This is a genomic window from Anaerotruncus sp. DFI.9.16 (assembly GCF_024461615.1).
GTDB classification, from domain to species: Bacteria; Bacillota; Clostridia; order Oscillospirales; family Ruminococcaceae; genus Anaerotruncus; species Anaerotruncus massiliensis.
Map to the genome: position 1 here is coordinate 12,389 of NZ_JANFZX010000008.1, position 17,604 is coordinate 29,992.

Annotated in this window: 15 protein-coding genes; 10 read left to right on the top strand and 5 right to left on the bottom strand. The window is 62.6% G+C overall.

What is annotated here, in order from left to right; translation table 11 throughout:
• Positions 1 to 43 precede the first annotated feature (43 nt).
• From NE609_RS05475 to NE609_RS05490, 4 genes are all read right to left on the bottom strand, one after another.
• Positions 44 to 1,327 carry an ABC transporter permease gene (locus tag NE609_RS05475; protein WP_256151957.1) on the bottom strand — a complete coding sequence of 428 codons (1,284 nt, stop codon included), beginning with the start codon at positions 1,325 to 1,327 and terminating at the stop codon, positions 44 to 46.
• Positions 1,314 to 2,063: an ABC transporter ATP-binding protein gene (locus NE609_RS05480; protein WP_279221660.1), complete on the bottom strand. Its 750-nt coding sequence runs from the start codon at positions 2,061 to 2,063 to the stop codon at positions 1,314 to 1,316. The genes NE609_RS05475 and NE609_RS05480 overlap by 14 nt, the downstream gene beginning before the upstream one ends.
• A gap of 2 nt (positions 2,064 to 2,065) precedes the next feature.
• Complete coding sequence (locus NE609_RS05485; RefSeq protein WP_256151958.1) at positions 2,066 to 3,748, bottom strand: efflux RND transporter periplasmic adaptor subunit; 1,683 nt, start codon at positions 3,746 to 3,748, stop codon at positions 2,066 to 2,068.
• A gap of 401 nt (positions 3,749 to 4,149) precedes the next feature.
• Positions 4,150 to 5,769, bottom strand: coding sequence for a hypothetical protein (locus NE609_RS05490; RefSeq protein WP_256151959.1), 1,620 nt, complete (start codon positions 5,767 to 5,769; stop codon positions 4,150 to 4,152).
• 515 nt (positions 5,770 to 6,284) lie between these two features.
• Between NE609_RS05490 and NE609_RS05495 the strand changes: the two genes are divergently transcribed.
• From NE609_RS05495 to NE609_RS05535, 9 genes are all read left to right on the top strand, one after another.
• On the top strand, positions 6,285 to 6,593 hold the full coding sequence (locus tag NE609_RS05495) for a hypothetical protein (RefSeq protein WP_158595503.1): 309 nt from the start codon (positions 6,285 to 6,287) through the stop codon (positions 6,591 to 6,593).
• A 40-nt stretch (positions 6,594 to 6,633) separates the two neighbouring features.
• Positions 6,634 to 8,646 carry a V-type ATP synthase subunit I gene (locus NE609_RS05500; RefSeq protein ID WP_121585543.1) on the top strand — a complete coding sequence of 671 codons (2,013 nt, stop codon included), beginning with the start codon at positions 6,634 to 6,636 and terminating at the stop codon, positions 8,644 to 8,646.
• A 1-nt stretch (position 8,647) separates the two neighbouring features.
• The gene (locus tag NE609_RS05505) at positions 8,648 to 9,130 is read left to right on the top strand and encodes a V-type ATP synthase subunit K (protein WP_101550457.1); all 483 of its coding nucleotides are present in this window, start codon (positions 8,648 to 8,650) and stop codon (positions 9,128 to 9,130) included.
• A gap of 46 nt (positions 9,131 to 9,176) precedes the next feature.
• Positions 9,177 to 9,761 (top strand): V-type ATP synthase subunit E, encoded by a 585-nt coding sequence (locus NE609_RS05510; RefSeq protein ID WP_256151960.1) that lies wholly within the window; start codon positions 9,177 to 9,179, stop codon positions 9,759 to 9,761.
• Between the two features lie 22 nt (positions 9,762 to 9,783).
• Positions 9,784 to 10,755, top strand: a complete 972-nt coding sequence (locus NE609_RS05515; protein ID WP_256151961.1) for a V-type ATPase subunit — start codon at positions 9,784 to 9,786, stop codon at positions 10,753 to 10,755.
• Positions 10,748 to 11,068 (top strand): V-type ATP synthase subunit F, encoded by a 321-nt coding sequence (locus NE609_RS05520; protein WP_101550451.1) that lies wholly within the window; start codon positions 10,748 to 10,750, stop codon positions 11,066 to 11,068. Before NE609_RS05515 ends, NE609_RS05520 begins: the two co-directional genes overlap by 8 nt.
• A 79-nt stretch (positions 11,069 to 11,147) precedes the next feature.
• Entirely contained in the window at positions 11,148 to 12,923 is a 1,776-nt protein-coding gene (locus tag NE609_RS05525) for a V-type ATP synthase subunit A (protein WP_121585541.1), read from the top strand.
• Positions 12,923 to 14,302 (top strand): V-type ATP synthase subunit B, encoded by a 1,380-nt coding sequence (locus NE609_RS05530; protein WP_256151962.1) that lies wholly within the window; start codon positions 12,923 to 12,925, stop codon positions 14,300 to 14,302. The genes NE609_RS05525 and NE609_RS05530 overlap by 1 nt, the downstream gene beginning before the upstream one ends.
• Before the next feature lie 6 nt (positions 14,303 to 14,308).
• Positions 14,309 to 14,989 carry a V-type ATP synthase subunit D gene (locus NE609_RS05535; protein ID WP_121585539.1) on the top strand — a complete coding sequence of 227 codons (681 nt, stop codon included), beginning with the start codon at positions 14,309 to 14,311 and terminating at the stop codon, positions 14,987 to 14,989.
• A 111-nt stretch (positions 14,990 to 15,100) separates the two neighbouring features.
• Here NE609_RS05535 and NE609_RS05540 read toward each other — a convergent pair whose 3' ends face one another.
• Positions 15,101 to 15,442: a hypothetical protein gene (locus NE609_RS05540; protein WP_256151963.1), complete on the bottom strand. Its 342-nt coding sequence runs from the start codon at positions 15,440 to 15,442 to the stop codon at positions 15,101 to 15,103.
• A gap of 184 nt (positions 15,443 to 15,626) precedes the next feature.
• Here NE609_RS05540 and htpG point away from each other — a divergent pair, with 184 nt between their 5' ends.
• A complete protein-coding gene (gene htpG, locus NE609_RS05545; RefSeq protein ID WP_256151964.1) occupies positions 15,627 to 17,531 on the top strand; it encodes a molecular chaperone HtpG in 1,905 nt (634 codons plus the stop codon).
• Positions 17,532 to 17,604: the final 73 nt, after the last annotated feature.

Below are 17,604 nucleotides of genomic sequence, written 5' to 3' on the forward strand. Positions count from 1 at the left end.
ATTCCAAAAAGGACGGGCTTTTGCCCGTCCTTTTTGGTAAGTTTTATTCGTAGCGCAGCGCCTCGATCGGGTCGAGCTTCGCCGCCTTGTTCGCGGGATAATATCCGAAGAAGACGCCGATCGCCATCGAGAAGGTGACGGCCACCAGCACGACGACCGGCGAGGGCCAGCTCGGCGCGCCGAGCACCACCGAACCGAGCCGTCCGAGCGTGGTTCCGAGCAAAACGCCGATGACGCCGCCGATCAGGCAGATGATCATCGATTCGACGATGAACTGCACGCGGATGGCGCTGTTCTTGGCGCCGAGCGCCTTGCGGGTGCCGATCTCGCGGGTCCGCTCGGTCACCGACACGAGCATGATGTTCATGACGCCGATGCCGCCCACCAGCAGGGAGATCGCCGCGATGACTGAAACCGCCATCTTCATCGTGCCCAGGGTGGCCGTCATCTGGCCGATCATGCTGTCCATGTTCTGGGACTCGATTTTCACATATTTGTTGTCCCGGTAGAAGGAGCGGTTGATATACTCCGTGGAACGATCCGCGAAGTCCTGCACGTCCACGCCCGCTTTCGCCTTGACCTGCACGGCATAGTAGCCGTCGACGTTCTTGGCCTCCGCGCCGCCGTCCTTGGCGATCTGCTTGGCCACCCCCACGGGAATAAACATCTGGCGGCTGGTGTCCCCCGCCATGCTCGCCATCATGCCGGAGATCTGGTAGTCATAGACCCCCACGACGTTGAAGGTATAGAGCCCAGCGGTGAGACGCACTTTAATTTCCTGCCCAAGCGCCTGCTGCGGGGAGACGCCGGGCAGCAGCTTTTCAAGCATGCCTTTGGAGACCACCGCCACGTACTTTTCCCCGCTGACCTCCCGGTCGTTGAGGTCGTGCCCGGCGATCGGGGTGATGTTCTGGATGCCCAGGGCATTGGCGTTGACGCCGTAAACCCATGCGTCGGTCTGGCGGCGGCCCACCTGCGCCCGGCCGTTGCCCGCGTTGACGGTGACGGCCCAGTTTTCGATTTCATCGTCAAACCGTTCTGTGTAGAGGCTGAGGATGTCGTCATTCAAATAGTCCTCGGCCTCGTAGCTGCGGTTATAATTTAAGGCCCCGTTTTCATCCGGTTTGTCGGACAGGAAGAGCTGGAAGGAATTCGCGCCCATGTCGTTGAAGACGGCGGTGACCGAATTGGTCATCGCGTCGCCGACGGTAACGATCGTGATGACCGAGCCGATGCCGATGATAATGCCGAGCATCGTGAGCAGCGCGCGCATCTTGTTGGCGCGCAGGCCCGCGACCGCCAGGGAAATGTTTTCAAACAGCTGCACGCGGCATCCCCCCTTTCTCGGCACGGATGATCCGCCCGTCGCTGATCGTAACGATCCGTTCGGTTTCGGCGGCAAGCTCAGGGTTGTGGGTGATCAGCACGATCGTTTTCCCCTCCTCCCGGTGCAGGCGGTGGAAGAGGTCCATGACCATATGGCCCGTCTGGGTGTCGAGCGCACCGGTCGGCTCGTCCGCCAGGATGATCGCCGGATCGTTGGCCATCGCGCGCGCGATGGCCACGCGCTGTTTCTGTCCGCCCGACAGCTCGCTGGGCTGGTGCTTCATCCGGTCCGCCATGCCGACGATGTCGAGCAGTTCCTTCGCGCGGCGGCTGCGGGCCGAAGCGCCCATGCCCGAATAGAGCATCGGAAGCTCGACGTTGCGCAGCGCCGAGGTGCGCGGGATGAGGTTGAAGGTCTGGAAGACGAACCCGATCTTGCAGTTTCGGATCTCCGAAAGCATGTTGTCGGGCACGTCGCGCATCGGCACCCCGTCGAGGGTGTAGCTTCCTTCGGTCGGCCGGTCGAGCGCGCCGATGATGTTCATCAGCGTCGACTTGCCGGAACCGGAAGCGCCGACGATCGAAACGAATTCCCCGCGGCCGACCTGCAGGTCGATGCCCTTGAGGATTTCCAGCTCATTGGGCTGGCCGATGTAAAAGCGCTTGTAGATCCCCTGCATGTCAATGATCAGGCTGCCGTCCGGCATGGGGCTCCAGGCAAGTTTTTCGTCGCTCATGCTCAGCCCTCCATCACGGCGCCCGCGGGAGCCGCGCCGCCCATGCCGGCCGCCAGCGTGACGGGCATGCCGGGAATGACCGTGCTCGCGTCGGAGAGCACCTGGTCGCCGTCCGCAAGGCCGTCGGAAGAGATTTCGAGGTAGAAGTCGGTCTCCATGCCGGTGGTCACGGGAACGGCGGTTGCGATCATCGCGCCCTCCTCGTTCGGTTTGGCGACATAGACCACGCTCTGGCCCTGCGCGTCGGTGCCCACCGCCTCAAACGGGACGGCCCAGACGTTCTCCTTTTTCTGCGTAACGATGTTGAGGCGGACGTTCATGCCGACGCGCAGCCCGGTGGAAGCCGGATCGTTGATCGAGACCTCCGTCTCAAACTCAACGCCGCCGTCCGTCCTGGTGGAGCCGTCCGACGCCTTGACCGCCGTCGGGTAGATGCGCCCGACCGTCCCCTCGAAGACCTCCTCGCCGGTCGCGTCCGACTTGATCTCGGTGGGCATCCCCTCCTGGACCGTCGCGACGTCGTACTCCTTGAGTGCGGTCTTGATGACCAGGTCGTCGGTGTTCTCGACCACAAAGAGCAGCCCCGCCGCCGGGACCCCCTCCTTGGCGTAGACCGCCGTCACCGTGCCGGAGATCGGCGCGGTAACCGTCGACTCGCTGAGATCCTTTTGCAGCTTTTTGAGCGAGATCTGCTGGGAGGTGAGGTCGCCGTCGATCTCCTGCCCCTTGATGCTGGTTTCGAGGTTGTCGAGATTGCGGTTGACGCTGTTTTCAATCGCATTTTTGTTGGCGAGCGCGTTCTCATAAGCGATACGCGCGGAGCGGTACTCCTTGCTGTAGCTGCTCAGGTCGCCGCCGTACTCGTTGTCGTTCTTCTGCCACTCCTTGAGCGCCTCATCGTAAGCCTTCTCCGAACGGTCAAGCTCATCGATGACGTCCTGCGGGATCGGGGTGCCGTTATCCTTGTGTTCCCGCTCGGCGATCTGGTATTTCTTTTCCGCGTCCTGGTATTCATTGCGCGCGCGGTTGAGTTTTTTCTCAAGGTTGTTCATGACATCGTCCGCGTACTCGAGGTCATCCTTGTGGTCGTTGAGGTCGCGGCGCGCGTCGTTCAGGTTCTGCTGCGCGCTGCGCAGGGCGTTCTCCGCCGCGATCAGCTCCGCGTCCACGTTGTTGGAGATGTCGCTCTTGGCGTCCTCGAGCTTCTTCTGCGCGTTTTCCATCGCGTACTGGTTCTGGCGGGAAATCTTGCTGATGACCGCCTGCTGTTCCGCGATCGACAGCTCGAGATCGGAGGTGTCGAGCTGGGCGAGCAGGTCGCCCGCCTCCACGTGGTCCCCGACCTTTACCGCAACGGTGTTCACCGTGCTGTTGAGGGTCGTATGTACATAGGAAGCCTCCGCGCTTTCCACCGTGCCGGTCAGGCTGATGCTGTTGACCAGCTCGGTCTTCTGCAAGGCTGTGGACATGACCGGAGCCATCGCCGGCGCGCTCGCGAAGAGGAACTTCCATCCGATTGCGCCGACCACCACGACCGCCACCGCCGCGATGGCAATCCGCTTCTTATGGGATTTGCGCTTGGTGAAGCGTGCAATGTCCTGACTCACCCCGGCGGTCGAATTCGGCGCCTCCTGTTCCGCGCCCGCCGCGGCAGATTCCGGATTTTTCTTTTTTATCCCAAGCATTCCTCATAACTCCTTCGTTCAAGAATCTTTTTCCGCCGGGCGCCCGCCCGGCTGCCATGAAACTCTGTTGATACAAACGACATTCCCCGCCGTTTGGATTCAGACATGTGAAATTATTTCCGCCTATTGTATTAACATAACGGTACAATAATACAGTATTGCTAAAAAAATGTCAACATCTATTTCACACAAAAAGAGCATACCGAACGGTTCTTACTGATTTTGCAACAGTTTTCTTACAATTCTCTTACTTTTTCACACAAAAAGCGGAGCGGCCCGCGCAGATGCGCGGACCGCTCCATGCTATAGGGGGTGAGGGTGTGAAGATGTCATTCTAAATTCCGGACCTCGGACTCTGTCTTCAATATAGCACAAACTTGCGGAAAGTCAACTGTTTTCGCCTATCTTCCCCTCCTGCGCCGCGCTCCCCAGATGGCGAGCGTCAGCACGCAGGAGAGCAGGGCCGCGGCCGCTACCGCAACCGCCGCGAATAACGCCAGCCCGAAGGGGTTCTCCTCGCCGCCGGTCGGCTCCTGCGGCTTGGCGGGCTGCTCCTCGGAGGATGCGGGCGGGTCGTCCTCCTCCGCCGCGATCTCCACGTCCGGAAGCGGCTCCTCCTCAGGGGGCTCTGTCACGCTCACGGCGGATTCCGCCGGGGCGGAAGACGCGGCCGGAGGCGCGTAGACGGGCGCGGCCGGGACGTAAGCCGCCGGCGGCCGTGCCACGGGGGGCGGCGCCGGAGCGGCGGGAGCCGCCTCACCGGATGCGGGCGGATCGTCGAAGCGGTCCCCCCGCTCATAGAGGGAAAGCAGGTTTTTCATCGTGTAGTAGTCGCGCGAAACGGGGATGGAGACGACCTCCTCCCCCCGGATCGTAACGCTGTCCCCGCGCGAGGGGCTCAGCACCAGCATGACACGGCGGCCTTTCAGTTCCCGCAGCAGGTCGGCGGGGATCTCGGTGCGGGCGCCGATGTTGACGCGCAGGCGGTCGCCCTCCTTCGCGTCGTGGACCGCGTCGATCACCGACTCCCAAAAGGAGGTGACGACGTAATCCCGGCCGGTGTTCCGGGATCGATAGCGGTAGCGGTCGTCGTCATCATCGTCATCGTCGTCCCGGCCGGAGGAGCGCTCCCGGTAGAGGCGGAACCGGCCGAGGGTGCTGGTCGTAAAGGCGAGATAGTCGCGCGAAACGCTCGCGGAGATCTCCCCGTCCGTGCTTTTCAGGTAATAATCGCGGGAACCGCTGATATTGCCGGGAAGCGCGACGTATACGACGATCGGCGCGGGCAGCGAGGCGGAGCCGCCGTCCACCTCCAGCTCAAACTGGAGCACCGAGCTGCCCGACGGCTTCTGCTGGTAGAGCTTCACCGTGCGGTTCCCCCCGGTGGCGGCCGCCACGCCGTAGGCGTGGGAACCGCGCGGGATGCGGTTGCTTGAAACGCCGTCGTCGCGCACGTCGACCGCCGTCTCATGGGTGTACCCGAAGCGCTTGCAGTACTCCGCGTCGAGCTTTTCGAGCGTCGACCGGGAGAGCCTGTCCTGCTCGCGGCCGCTGAGCGCGCGCATCGCCTCGGCGATGCGGCGGACCTCGTCGTCCGACCGATCGGCGATGCCGCGGACCGCGTCGGTGATCGCGGACGCGGTGTCGTAGGCGGGGTCGGGTGATTCCTTCGGCATAACGGTGACGGCGACCGCCTGCCGCGCCTCTGAATAAACCTTCCCGTTTTGCTCAACAGGCTCCGGCGTAAAGATGACCGTATAAGATCCGGAATCCGCTTGCGTAAGAGATTGATCATAAGGGACTTCGGGCGCCCAGGCAAAATGACCCAACACGGTATCATTCCCGTCCTTCGCGGTGAACGCGATATCCGCGAGCCTCTTCCCCTCATCCAGCGTCTTTTCCGTCGGAGAAACGGCCGGTTCGACCGCATCCTCCGCGAACGCGGGCTGCCCCGCGCACGCGAACAGCAGGGCCAGCGCGGCGGCCAGCCACCGGTACCATATGCGTCGGCCTCTGATCATCCCGTCTCCCCCGATCTGTCCATACAGATTGCGAAAACCGTCTCGTTTTCCGACAATCCGGTAAATCTGTCTAATTACGGCCCCGGCGCGGCATGCTATGATTGACACAGGCCGCCTTCTATCGCCATTTTACTACGGATTCCCTTCCCGTTCAACCCCAAACGGTTTTTTCTTCCATTGTGTTTCCGCAAAATAATAAATTATTATTTTTCACAAAATTACTTCCGATAATGCCTTGATTCTGTTGCCTTTATATAGTACAATATCAGTATGTTTTTTCCTTTTTTATTGTAATAATGTAGCTAACGGGCTGGAAAATGCCCGATTGCGTGTCATCGGCCCAATTTGTGGAAAGGTAATAAAAAATTATTGTATTTTTTCTTCAGCGGGCCGCGCTTTGTTGATTCTTCCTAAAAAAGGCGGTATACTATACAGGATATCCCAACGACGTTTACCCGGCCATGGGGCCTTCCATACACGGATCAAGTAAAATCAGATAAGTGGGTGGTGATACTATGGAACAGGAGACCATTCGGGCTGTCCGCGAAGCGGAGCTTGCAGCCGAACAGATCGAGCAGGAGGCGGCGCGCCAACGGGAGGAGATTCTCTCTCGCGCGAAAGCCGACGCCGCCGAAGCGGTCGGCCAGGCGGTCGCCGGGGCGAAAGCCGCGGCGGACGCGGCGCTTGCCGAAGCAAAGCAACAGGGCGAAGCCATGCAGAGCGCGGCGCTCGAATCCGTCAAGAAGGAAATCGCTTCGCTGCGCGCCAGCGCGGATGCAAAGGGGGCCGAGGTCCGTCGCCTGATTCTCTCCGAGCTGATCTGATCCCCCTGCCCAATTTCATGAAAAAGGAGGCATCCGTTTCATGGCGGTGCTGCAGATGCAGCGCATCAGCATATGCGCGCTGAAAAAAGACCGCAAATCCATTCTTGAAGCCCTGCAGCGGCGCGGCGTCGTCGAAATCTCCGACCTGGCCCTGCAGGACAGCGTCTTTGAAAAAGCCGACACCTCCGCCGTCCGGTCTCAGTTCGAGAAGGACCTCTCCGCCGTCAATCAGGCTCTGGAGGTGCTCGACGCCTATTCCCCCGTCAAGTCCTCCCTGCTTTCCTCGCTCGAGGGGCGCGGGCCGCTGACCGCCGATGAGTACGCCGCGTTCGGCGAACGCGCCGACGACGTGCTCGCACAGGCGCTGCGCCTGAACGCGCTCTCGAAAAAGATCGCGGAGAACCGCGCGGAGATCCTCAAGCTCGAGACCCAGCTCGACGCGCTCGTCCCCTGGCTCGGGCTCGACGTCCCGCTTCGGTTCACCGGGACGCGCTCCACGGCGGCGTTTATCGGCTCCTTCCCCGAGGACCTCTCCCTCGACGAGGTTTATTCCCGGATCGCCGGACAGGCCCCCGACGCGACGGTCAACGTCGATCTCGTCAGCCATTCGCAGGACCAGACCTGCGTCTTCATCGTCGCCCCGCGCGCCGAGGCGGCCGCGGTCGACGAGGCGCTGCGCGCCATCGGCTTTACCCGGCCCGCCTCCCCGCCCGCCGAGAGCCCCGCCGAGCGCAAAAAGCTGCTCGAAGCGGAGGTCGCGCAGGCAAACGAGGCGATCGAAGCCGCCCGGACGGAGATCGTCTCGCGCGGCGGCGACCGCCCGGACCTCAAGCTGCTGGCCGATTACCTGCGGCTGCGGGCGGAAAAATACGACGTCATCGGGCGGCTCATGCAGTCGCGGCGGGCGTTCATCCTCTCCGGCTACGTCACCGCGCGGAACGCCCGGCCGCTTTCGGAGGAGCTCTCCTCCAAATTCGACGTGGCCGTCGAGCTCACCGCTCCCGACCCCGACGAGGACGTGCCGGTCGTGCTCAAGAACAACCCTTTCTCCACCCCGGTCGAATCGGTCGTCGAGAGCTACAGCCTCCCCGGCAGGCACGAGATCGACCCGACGACCATCATGTCCTTCTTCTATTACATCCTCTTTGGCATGATGCTTTCCGACGCGGGCTACGGCCTCGTCATGACGATCGCCTGCGCGGTCGTGATCCTCAAGTACAAGAACATGGAGCCCGGAATCGGCAAGATGGTCAAGATGTTCTTCTGGTGCGGGCTGTCCACCACCTTCTGGGGATTCATGTTCGGCAGCTTCTTCGGGGACGCGGTCGCGGTCATCTCGTCGACCTTCTTCCACAGCGACCTGGCGCTGCGGCCCATCTGGTTCGAGCCGGTCAGCGAGCCCATCCGCCTGCTGACCTTCTCCTTCCTCATCGGCATCATCCACCTCTTCGTCGGGCTGGGGCTCAAGTTCTACCAGTACGCGCGGGAGGGGAAATATTACGACGCGGTCTGCGACGTCGTGTTCTGGTACCTGCTGGTCGGCGGCGGCATCGTCTATCTGCTGACGATGCCGATGATCACCGAGATGCTCGGCATCCCCTTCCAGCTTCCGCCGATTGCCGCGACGGTTGCGGCATGGTGCGCGCTCGCGGGGCTCGTCGGGATCATCCTGACGGGCGGGCGGGACTCCAAAAACCCGTTCGCGCGGCTGGCGCAGGGGCTTTACAGCGCCTATAACGTCACCGGCTACCTCAGCGACATCCTCTCCTACTCCCGCCTGCTGGCGCTCGGGCTCGCGACCGGCGTCATCGCGCAGGTCTTCAACAAGATGGGCAGCATGGCGGGCGGCGGCATCGTCGGCGCGATCATGTTCATCATCGTATTTCTGATCGGGCACACGCTGAACATCGGCATCAACCTGCTGGGCGCCTACGTCCATACCAACCGCCTGCAGTTCGTCGAGTTCTTCGGCAAGTTCTATGAGGGGGGCGGCCGTGCGTTCACGCCGTTCGCCGCCCATACGAAATATTACAAATTTAAGGAGGAAATCTGAAATGAGTTCTTTGGGAATTGCTTTTGCGTTGCTTGGTGCGGCCCTCGCCGCTTTGATGGCTGGGATCGGTTCCGCGATCGGCGTCGGCATGGCCGGCGAGGCCGCGGCTGGCGCGGTCACCGAAGACCCCAACCGCTTTGGTAAAGTCCTGATCCTTCAGCTTCTCCCCGGTACGCAGGGCATCTACGGCCTGCTGATCGCCTTCATCACCCTCACCCAGATCGGCATCCTCGGCGGCGACCCCAACATCTCCCTCGTCAAGGGCCTGCTCTATTTCGCCGCCTGCATGCCGATGGCGTTCGTCGGCCTCTGGTCCGCGATCCGCCAGGCGCGCGCTTCCGTCGCCTCGATCAGCATGATCTGCAAACGCCCCGAGACGTTCGGTAAGTCCATGATCTTCCCGGCGATGGTCGAGACCTACGCGATCCTCGCCCTGCTCGTTTCGATCCTCTCGATCTTCGGCGTCGGCGGCCTGAGCCTGTGATCCCCGGCGGAATGTTCCGCACTTTCAAAGCAAGGAGAATTCTGCTATGACCGGACTAGAAAAAATTGTACAGCAGATTCGGGACGAGGCGCAGCAGGCCGCGGACGCGGTCATCGCACAGGCGAAGGAGGAGGCCGGGCAGCTCGCCGCGAAGGCGGCTGAGGACGCGCGGACGCAGTCCGGCGCGATCCTGGCCAAATCGAAAACCGACGTGCAGAACCATTTGGCCGCCGCGAGATCCGCCGCCGAACTGGCGCAGCGCCGCGCGGTGCTCGCCGCCAAGCAGGAGATCATCGGCGAAGCGATCGAAAGCGCCCGCCAGTCGATCTACAAGCTCCCCGATTCCGATTATTTCGCGCTGATCCTCAAGATGATCAGCAAGTTTTCCCTCCCGCAGGAGGGCGAGCTGCTCTTCTCCCCCGCCGACCTCGGGCGGCTGCCCGCCAGCTTTGAGACCTCGCTCGCGAAATCCGCGAACGGGAAGCTCACCGTCTCGCGGGAGACCCGCGACATCGACGGAGGCTTCGTGCTCAGCTACGGCGGCATCGAGGAGAACTGCTCGATCGAGGCGCTCTTCTACGCGGCGCGCGAGCGTTTGCAGGACCGGGTCCAGGAGCTTCTCTTCTCTTAATTCGCGCAAAGGAGGTTAGGCAATGTCCGATTCGTTATATACCTATGCCGTTGCGCGTATCCGCTCCAAGGAGCTCTCCCTCCTCAACTCACAGGCGATCGAACAGCTGCTCGCGGCCAAAAGCTACGACGAGTGCATGCGCCTGCTGGCCGACCGCGGCTGGGGGGACGGCGAGCCCGGAATCGGCGCCGAGCGCATGCTCGCGGCCGAGCGGGAGAAGACCTGGAGCCTGATCGGGGAGCTGGTGGAGGACATGTCGGTGTTCGACGTCTTCCTCTACGCCAACGACTACCACAATCTCAAGGCCGCGGTCAAGCTGGTCTGCACCGGCGAAGAGGACTTCGGCATCTTCATTTCACACGGGACGGTCGACTATCGCGCGATCCTCGACGCCGTGCGCCAGAAGGAATTCGGCCTGCTGCCCGAGGCGATGCGCGCCCCGGCCGAGGAGGCGTATACCGCCCTCTCCCAGACCCGGGACGGCCAGCTCTGCGACATCGTCATCGACCGCGCCGCGCTCGAAGCGATCGAGCGCGCCGGGCGGGAGAGCGACAGTGAGCTGATCGCCAAATACGCCAAGCTCACCGTCGCGGCGGCGGACATCAAGACCGCCGTGCGCTGCCAGAAGACGGGCAAGTCCCTCGAATTCATCCGCCGCGCGCTGGCGCCCTGCCGGTCGCTCGACGTCTATCAGCTCGCACGCGCGGCCGCCGACAGCCTCGAGGCGGTCAGCGACTACCTCTCCACGACCGACTACGCGGCCGCCGTCTCGGCGCTCGAGCAGTCGCCCTCCGCGTTCGAGCGGTGGTGCGACAACGTGATCATCGAGTCGATCCGCCCGCAGCAGTTCCAGGCGTTCGGCATCGGGCCGCTCGCCGCCTATATCCTCGGGCGGGAAAACGAGATCAAGTGCGTGCGGATCATCCTCTCCGGCAAGCTCAACGATTTGCCGGAGGCGTCGATCCGGGAAAGGATCAGGGAGATGTATGTATAGGACAGCAGTCATGGGGGACCGGGACAGCATCTACGGTTTCGCGGCGCTCGGCCTGGACACCTTCCCGGTCACCGACCCGGTCGAGGCCGCAAAGCAGCTGCGCAGGCTCGCGGAAGGCGATTACGCGGTGGTCTACGTCACCGAGGCGCTCGCCGCCCAGCTCGAAACGGAGATCGACCGCTACCGCGCCCAGCGCCTCCCCGCCATCATCCCCATCCCCGGCGTCTCGGGGAACACCGGCATGGGCATCCGGAACGTGAAAAAATCGGTGGAGCAGGCAGTTGGCTCCGACATCATCTTCGGCGGCAACTGACCGCCGGCAAAATAGGGCTTTCGCGGACCCCGCCGCTGCGGGGCCTCCGAAACCGGAATAGAGCAGGTGAAAGCAAGCTATGAGCAAAGGTACGATCAAAAAGGTGGCCGGCCCGCTGGTCATCGCCGAGGGGATGCGCGACGCCAACATGTTCGACGTGGTGCGCGTTTCCGGGCAGCGCCTCATCGGCGAGATCATCGAGATTCACGGCGACGAGGCGTCGATCCAGGTCTATGAGGAGACCTCCGGCCTCGGCCCCGGCGAGCCGGTGGAATCGACCGGCGTGCCGATGAGCGTCGAGCTCGGCCCCGGCCTCATCTCGAATATCTACGACGGCATCCAGCGCCCGCTGGAGGAGATCCGCGCGAAGATCGGCAACTCGCTCGCGCGCGGCGTCGAAGTCCCCTCCCTCGACCGGGAGAAGAAATGGCACTTCACCCCCGTCGTCCGCCAGGGCGACGCGATCGTCGCGGGCGACGTGATCGGCACCGTGCAGGAGACGGAGATCGTCCTGCACAAGATCATGGTCCCCGTGGGGGTCGTCGGCACGATCAAATCGATCGAAGAGGGCGACTACAACATCACCGAGACGGTCGCCGTCATCGAGACGGCCAACGGGACCGAGCAGCCCCTGACGCTGATGCAGCGCTGGCCGGTCCGCCGCGGCCGCCCCTACAAGGAAAAACTCTCCCCCGACATGCCGCTGGTCACCGGTCAGCGCGTCATCGACGCCCTCTTCCCCATCGCCAAGGGCGGTGTGGCCGCCGTCCCCGGTCCGTTCGGCTCGGGCAAGACGGTCATCCAGCACCAGCTGGCGAAATGGGCCGAGGCGGACATCGTCGTCTACATCGGCTGCGGCGAGCGCGGCAACGAGATGACCGACGTGCTCAACGAGTTCCCCGAGCTGAAGGACCCGAAAACGGGCCGCAGCCTGATGGAGCGCACCGTGCTGATCGCGAACACGTCGGATATGCCCGTCGCGGCGCGCGAGGCGTCGATCTACACCGGCATCACGATCGCCGAATATTTCCGCGACATGGGCTACTCGGTCGCGCTGATGGCCGACTCGACCTCCCGCTGGGCGGAAGCCCTGCGCGAGATGTCCGGCCGACTCGAGGAGATGCCCGGCGAGGAGGGCTACCCCGCCTACCTCGGCAGCCGCCTCGCGCAGTTCTATGAGCGCGCCGGCCGCGTCATCACGCTCGGTTCCGAGGGCCGCGAGGGCTCCCTTTCGGCGATCGGCGCCGTTTCCCCTCCGGGCGGCGACATCTCCGAGCCGGTCTCGCAGGCGACGTTGCGCATCGTCAAGGTCTTTTGGAGCCTCGACGCACAGCTGGCCTACCAGCGCCACTTCCCCGCCATCAACTGGCTGACAAGCTATTCCCTTTACACTGATACCACCGAGAAATGGTTCAATGAGAACGTCGCGGCCGAGTGGTCCTCCCTGCGCCAGCGGATGATGCTGCTGTTGCAGGAGGAATCGGAGCTGCAGGAGATCGTCCAGCTCGTCGGCATGGATGCGCTGTCCGCGCCCGACCGCATCAAGCTGGAGGCCGCGCGGTCGATCCGTGAGGACTTCCTGCACCAGAACTCCTTCCACGACGTCGACACCTACACCCCGCTGCCCAAGCAGTTCACAATGATGAAGCTCGTGCTCGACTATTACGACGCGGCGGTCGGGGGCCTCTCCAAGGGCATTCCGGTCGATTCCCTCGTCAACCTGCCGGTGCGCGAGCAGATCGGCCGCTTCAAGTACATCCTGCCCGACCAGATCGGACCGGAGTACGAGTCGATCCAGCGGGAGCTCGCCAGCGAGATCGCCGAGCTCGCAGCCAAACAGAAGGAGGAGTTCTAATGCCGAAGGAATATCGTACCATACAGGAGGTCGCAGGCCCCCTGATGCTGGTCCGCGGCGTGGAGGGCGTCACCTTCAACGAGCTGGGTGAGATCGAGCTTGCTAGCGGCGAAAAGCGCCGCTGCAAGGTGCTGGAGATCAACGGCAGCGACGCGCTGGTCCAGCTCTTCGAGTCCTCGACCGGCATCAACCTCTCCAACTCCCGCGTCCGCTTCCTCGGGCGCAGCATGGAGCTGGGCGTCTCGGAGGATATGCTCTCCCGCGTCTTCGACGGCCTCGGCCGCCCGATCGACGGCGGCCCGGATATTCTGCCCGAGAAGCGCATGGACATCAACGGCCTGCCGATGAACCCGGCGGCCCGCAGCTACCCGCAGGAGTTCATCCAGACGGGCATCTCCGCGATCGACGGGCTGAACACCCTCGTCCGCGGCCAGAAGCTGCCCATCTTCTCGGCGTCCGGCCTGCCCCATGCCCAGCTGGCCGCGCAGATCGCGCGCCAGGCGAAGGTGCGCGGCACCGACGAGCAGTTCGCGGTCGTCTTCGCCGCGATGGGCATCACCTTCGAGGAGTCCAACTTCTTCATCGAGTCCTTCCGCGAGACGGGCGCGCTCGACCGCGCCGTGCTCTTCATCAACCTCGCGAACGACCCCGCCGTCGAGCGCATCGCGACCCCGCGCATGGCGCTGACCGCGGCTGAGTACCTCGCGTTTGAGAAGAACATGCACGTGCTGGTCATCCTCACCGACATCACCAACTACGCCGACGCGCTGCGCGAGGTTTCGGCCGCCCGCAAGGAGGTCCCCGGACGCCGCGGCTATCCCGGCTACATGTACACCGACCTCGCCTCCCTCTACGAGCGCGCCGGACGCCAGAAGGGCAAGACCGGCTCGATCACGATGATCCCCATCCTGACGATGCCCGAGGACGACAAGACCCACCCGATCCCCGATCTCACCGGCTACATCACCGAGGGTCAGATCATCCTGTCGCGCGAGCTCTACCGCAAGGGCGTCACCCCGCCGATCGACGTGCTGCCCTCCCTCTCCCGTCTGAAGGACAAGGGCATCGGCGCCGGCAAGACCCGCGCCGACCACGCGAACACGATGAACCAGCTGTTCGCCGCCTATTCCCGCGGCAAGGACGCGAAGGAGCTGATGGTCATCCTCGGCGAGGCCGCGCTGACCGACATCGACAAGCTCTACGCCAAGTTCGCGGAGGCGTTCGAGCAGGAGTACGTCTCGCAGGGCTACGACGCCAACCGCGACATCGAGGAGACCCTCGACATCGGCTGGAAGCTGCTGCGCATTCTGCCGCGCAGCGAGCTGAAACGTATCGACGACAAGTTCCTCGATCAGTATTACGGCCAGCAGGAGGGGTGATGCACCGTGGCAAAAACACAGGTGAACCCAACCCGCATGGAGCTGACCAGGCTCAAGAAAAAGCTGGTCACCGCCACGCGCGGCCACAAGCTCCTCAAGGATAAGCGCGACGAGCTGATGCGTCAGTTCCTCGAGCTGGTGCGGGAAAACAAGACCCTGCGCGAAACCGTGGAGGCGGGCATCGCCGCCGCCAACAAGAATTTCGTGCTGGCGCGCGCGGGCATGGACGACGAGGTGCTCAACGTGGCGATGATGGCCCCGATGCAGGAGGTTTACCTCGAGGCGTCGGAGCGCAACGTCATGAGCGTCGAGATTCCCGTCTTCGAGTACAAGACCCGCTCGGGCGACGAAAACAACATCTATTCCTACGGCTTCGCCTTCACCTCCTCCGACCTCGACGGCGCGATCAAGTCCCTCTCGGACATCCTGCCCGACCTGCTGCGGCTGGCCGAGGTGGAGAAGTCCTGCCAGCTGATGGCGGCCGAGATCGAGAAGACCCGCCGCCGCGTCAACGCGCTCGAACACGTCGTGATCCCCGAACTGCGGGAGAACATCAAGTACATCACGATGAAGCTCGACGAGAACGAACGCAGCACCCAGATCCGCCTGATGAAGGTCAAGGACATGATGCTCGAGGAAGCGCACCACTACAAGGAGCACACGGGCCAGGCCTATACCCAGTCTTAACGCACAAAAAAAGAACCGCCGTCCGGCGGTTCTTTTTTTATTCTTATTCGGTCAGCCAGACCCCCAGACAGCGGACGGTCAGCGCTGCCGCGGCCAATGCCTGCCGGCGTTTCACACGGCTCCCCCGTCAAACGGGCAGGCGCGGGGAACCGGCGTTTCCGGCGTGTCCCGCACCGGCATCTGCGCGATGGCGACCGGCTCCGCCGTGTCGTAGACGGGCATCAGCTCCGCGTCAAAGCCGTGGGAGGGCAGCTGCTCGGCGGCGGGAGCGCGCAGCTCGAGAACCCGGCCGTCGCCCATCACGCGGATCGGGCGGTCGTCGGGCAGCAGGCGCATCTCGACCGTCTCGGCCGGCGGCTCGGGCGGTCGGGCGGTCAGCGCCGGGGAAGCGGCTAGCAGTGTCAGCGCCGCCGCGATGCAGACGAACTTCAGCAGATGATTGATCCGGCCCATGCCGGTCCCCCCTTTTTGTCCTTCTGTAAGATGAGTGTCGGAAAGAGCGCGTTTTACTGCCGAAAATGTTCACAATTTAGACTTGATTTTTCCTGCGACTTATATTATAGTATAGTTAGCACTCAAACTAATTGAGTGCTAACTTTTCGTTTTTAATGATATTCTGATAGAAAGGTCTGGTTTCATGCGCACCAAGCAGTTCAAGGCCGAGAGCAAACGGCTGCTCGAATTGATGATCAACTCGATCTACACCCACCGGGAGATCTTTTTACGCGAACTGATCTCCAACGCCTCCGACGCGATCGACAAGCTCTACTACCACTCCCTTTCGGAGAATCTCACCGGGCTTTCGAGGGACGACTTCTCGATCGAGTTGGCCCTCGACAAGGACGCCCGCACCCTTACGATCACGGACAACGGCTGCGGCATGACGAAGGACGAGCTCGAAAGCAACCTCGGCACGATTGCCAAGTCGGGCTCCCTCGCCTTCAAGCAGGAGGAGGACGGCGAGCACCGGGAGGACATCGATATCATCGGCCAGTTCGGCGTCGGGTTCTATTCGGCGTTCATGGTCGCCTCCCGCGTCACCGTCTACAGCCGTCCCTATGGCTCGGACGAGGCGTGGAAGTGGGAGAGCCGCGGCGTCGAGGGCTACACGATCGAGCCCTGCGAAATGGACGGCCACGGCACAAAGATCGTGCTGACCCTCAAGGAGAACGAGGGGGAGGAGAACTACGACGAGTTCCTCGACCCGCACCGCGTCTCCGCGCTCGTGAAACGGTACTCCGATTACATCCGCTACCCCATCCGCATGGACATGCCCGCCCGCCGTCTCAAGGAGGGCTGCCCCGAGGACAAGCCCGAATACGAGGACTACACCGAGCACGAGACCCTCAACAGCATGGTGCCCATCTGGAAGAAGAACAAGTCGGAGCTGAAGGATGAGGACTACAACAATTTCTATAAGGAGAAATACTTCGACTTCGAGGACCCGGCGCTCGTCATCCACAGCTCCACCGAGGGCGCAGCGACCTACAACGCCCTGCTCTTCATCCCCGCCCGCGCCCCCTTCAACTACTACTCCCGCGACTACGAGAAAGGGCTCCAGCTCTACGCCTCGGGCGTTCTCATCATGGACAGGTGCGCCGACCTGCTGCCCGACTGCTTCAGCTTTGTGAAGGGCCTTGTCGACTCGCAGGACCTCTCCCTCAACATCTCCCGCGAGATGCTCCAGCACGACCGCCAGCTCAAGGTGATCGCCGGGCGGCTCGAAAAGAAGATCCACTCCGAGCTGCTCTCGATGCTCAAAAACGACCGGGAAAAATACGAGAAATTTTGGAAGAACTTCGGCCTCCAGCTCAAGTTCGGCGTCTACAACGATTACGGCGCCAAGAAGGACCTCTTGCAGGATTTGCTGCTCTTCCACTCGTCGAGCGAAGAAAAGCTCGTCACCCTGTCGGAGTACGTCGGCCGCATGAAGGAGTCGCAGAAATACATCTACTACGCCTGCGGCGAGACGGTGGAAAAGATCGGCCTGCTGCCCCAGACCGAGCTGCTCCGCGATCAGGGCTATGAAATCCTCTACCTCACCGACGACGTCGACGAGTTTGCGCTCCGGATGCTTTTCAAGTACGAGGACAAGGAATTCAAGTCGGTCGCCGACAAGGACCTCGGTTTGGAGACCGAGGAGGAAAAGGAAGAGATCAAAAAGCAGAACGAGGAGAACAAGGACCTGCTCGGCTTTCTGCGGGACGCCCTTGACGGTAAGGTCAAGGAGGTGCGCCTCTCCAGCCGGCTTAAGTCCCACCCCGTCTGCCTCTCGAGCGACGGCATGGTTTCGCTCGAGATGGAGAAGGTGCTCAGCGCGATGCCCGGCGAGCAGAAGCCCAAGGCGGAGCGGGTGCTGGAAGTCAACGCCTCCCACCCCGTCTTCGCGGCAATGCGAAAGCTCTATGGGGATGAGGGCGGCCGCGACCGGCTGAAACAGTACGCCTTCCTGCTCTATTCGCAGGCACTGCTCATCGAAGGGATGTCGATCGACGACCCCGTCGCCTTCTCCAACGCCATCTGCGACCTCATGTCAAAATAACGAACCACGGGCTTACAGCGGACAGCATTTTTGTGCTGTCCGCTTTATTTGTGCGATGTGCTGAAAATCCATT

Coding starts and splice junctions, on each gene's coding strand:
- NE609_RS05505 (WP_101550457.1), top strand. CDS start 8,648: ATGAGTTCTTTGGGAATTGCTTTTGCGTTGCTTGGTGCGGCCCTCGCC.
- NE609_RS05485 (WP_256151958.1), bottom strand. CDS start 3,748: ATGCTTGGGATAAAAAAGAAAAATCCGGAATCTGCCGCGGCGGGCGCG.
- NE609_RS05490 (WP_256151959.1), bottom strand. CDS start 5,769: ATGATCAGAGGCCGACGCATATGGTACCGGTGGCTGGCCGCCGCGCTG.
- NE609_RS05500 (WP_121585543.1), top strand. CDS start 6,634: ATGGCGGTGCTGCAGATGCAGCGCATCAGCATATGCGCGCTGAAAAAA.
- NE609_RS05540 (WP_256151963.1), bottom strand. CDS start 15,442: ATGGGCCGGATCAATCATCTGCTGAAGTTCGTCTGCATCGCGGCGGCG.
- NE609_RS05480 (WP_279221660.1), bottom strand. CDS start 2,063: ATGAGCGACGAAAAACTTGCCTGGAGCCCCATGCCGGACGGCAGCCTG.
- NE609_RS05530 (WP_256151962.1), top strand. CDS start 12,923: ATGCCGAAGGAATATCGTACCATACAGGAGGTCGCAGGCCCCCTGATG.
- NE609_RS05525 (WP_121585541.1), top strand. CDS start 11,148: ATGAGCAAAGGTACGATCAAAAAGGTGGCCGGCCCGCTGGTCATCGCC.
- NE609_RS05515 (WP_256151961.1), top strand. CDS start 9,784: ATGTCCGATTCGTTATATACCTATGCCGTTGCGCGTATCCGCTCCAAG.
- htpG (WP_256151964.1), top strand. CDS start 15,627: ATGCGCACCAAGCAGTTCAAGGCCGAGAGCAAACGGCTGCTCGAATTG.
- NE609_RS05520 (WP_101550451.1), top strand. CDS start 10,748: ATGTATAGGACAGCAGTCATGGGGGACCGGGACAGCATCTACGGTTTC.
- NE609_RS05495 (WP_158595503.1), top strand. CDS start 6,285: ATGGAACAGGAGACCATTCGGGCTGTCCGCGAAGCGGAGCTTGCAGCC.
- NE609_RS05510 (WP_256151960.1), top strand. CDS start 9,177: ATGACCGGACTAGAAAAAATTGTACAGCAGATTCGGGACGAGGCGCAG.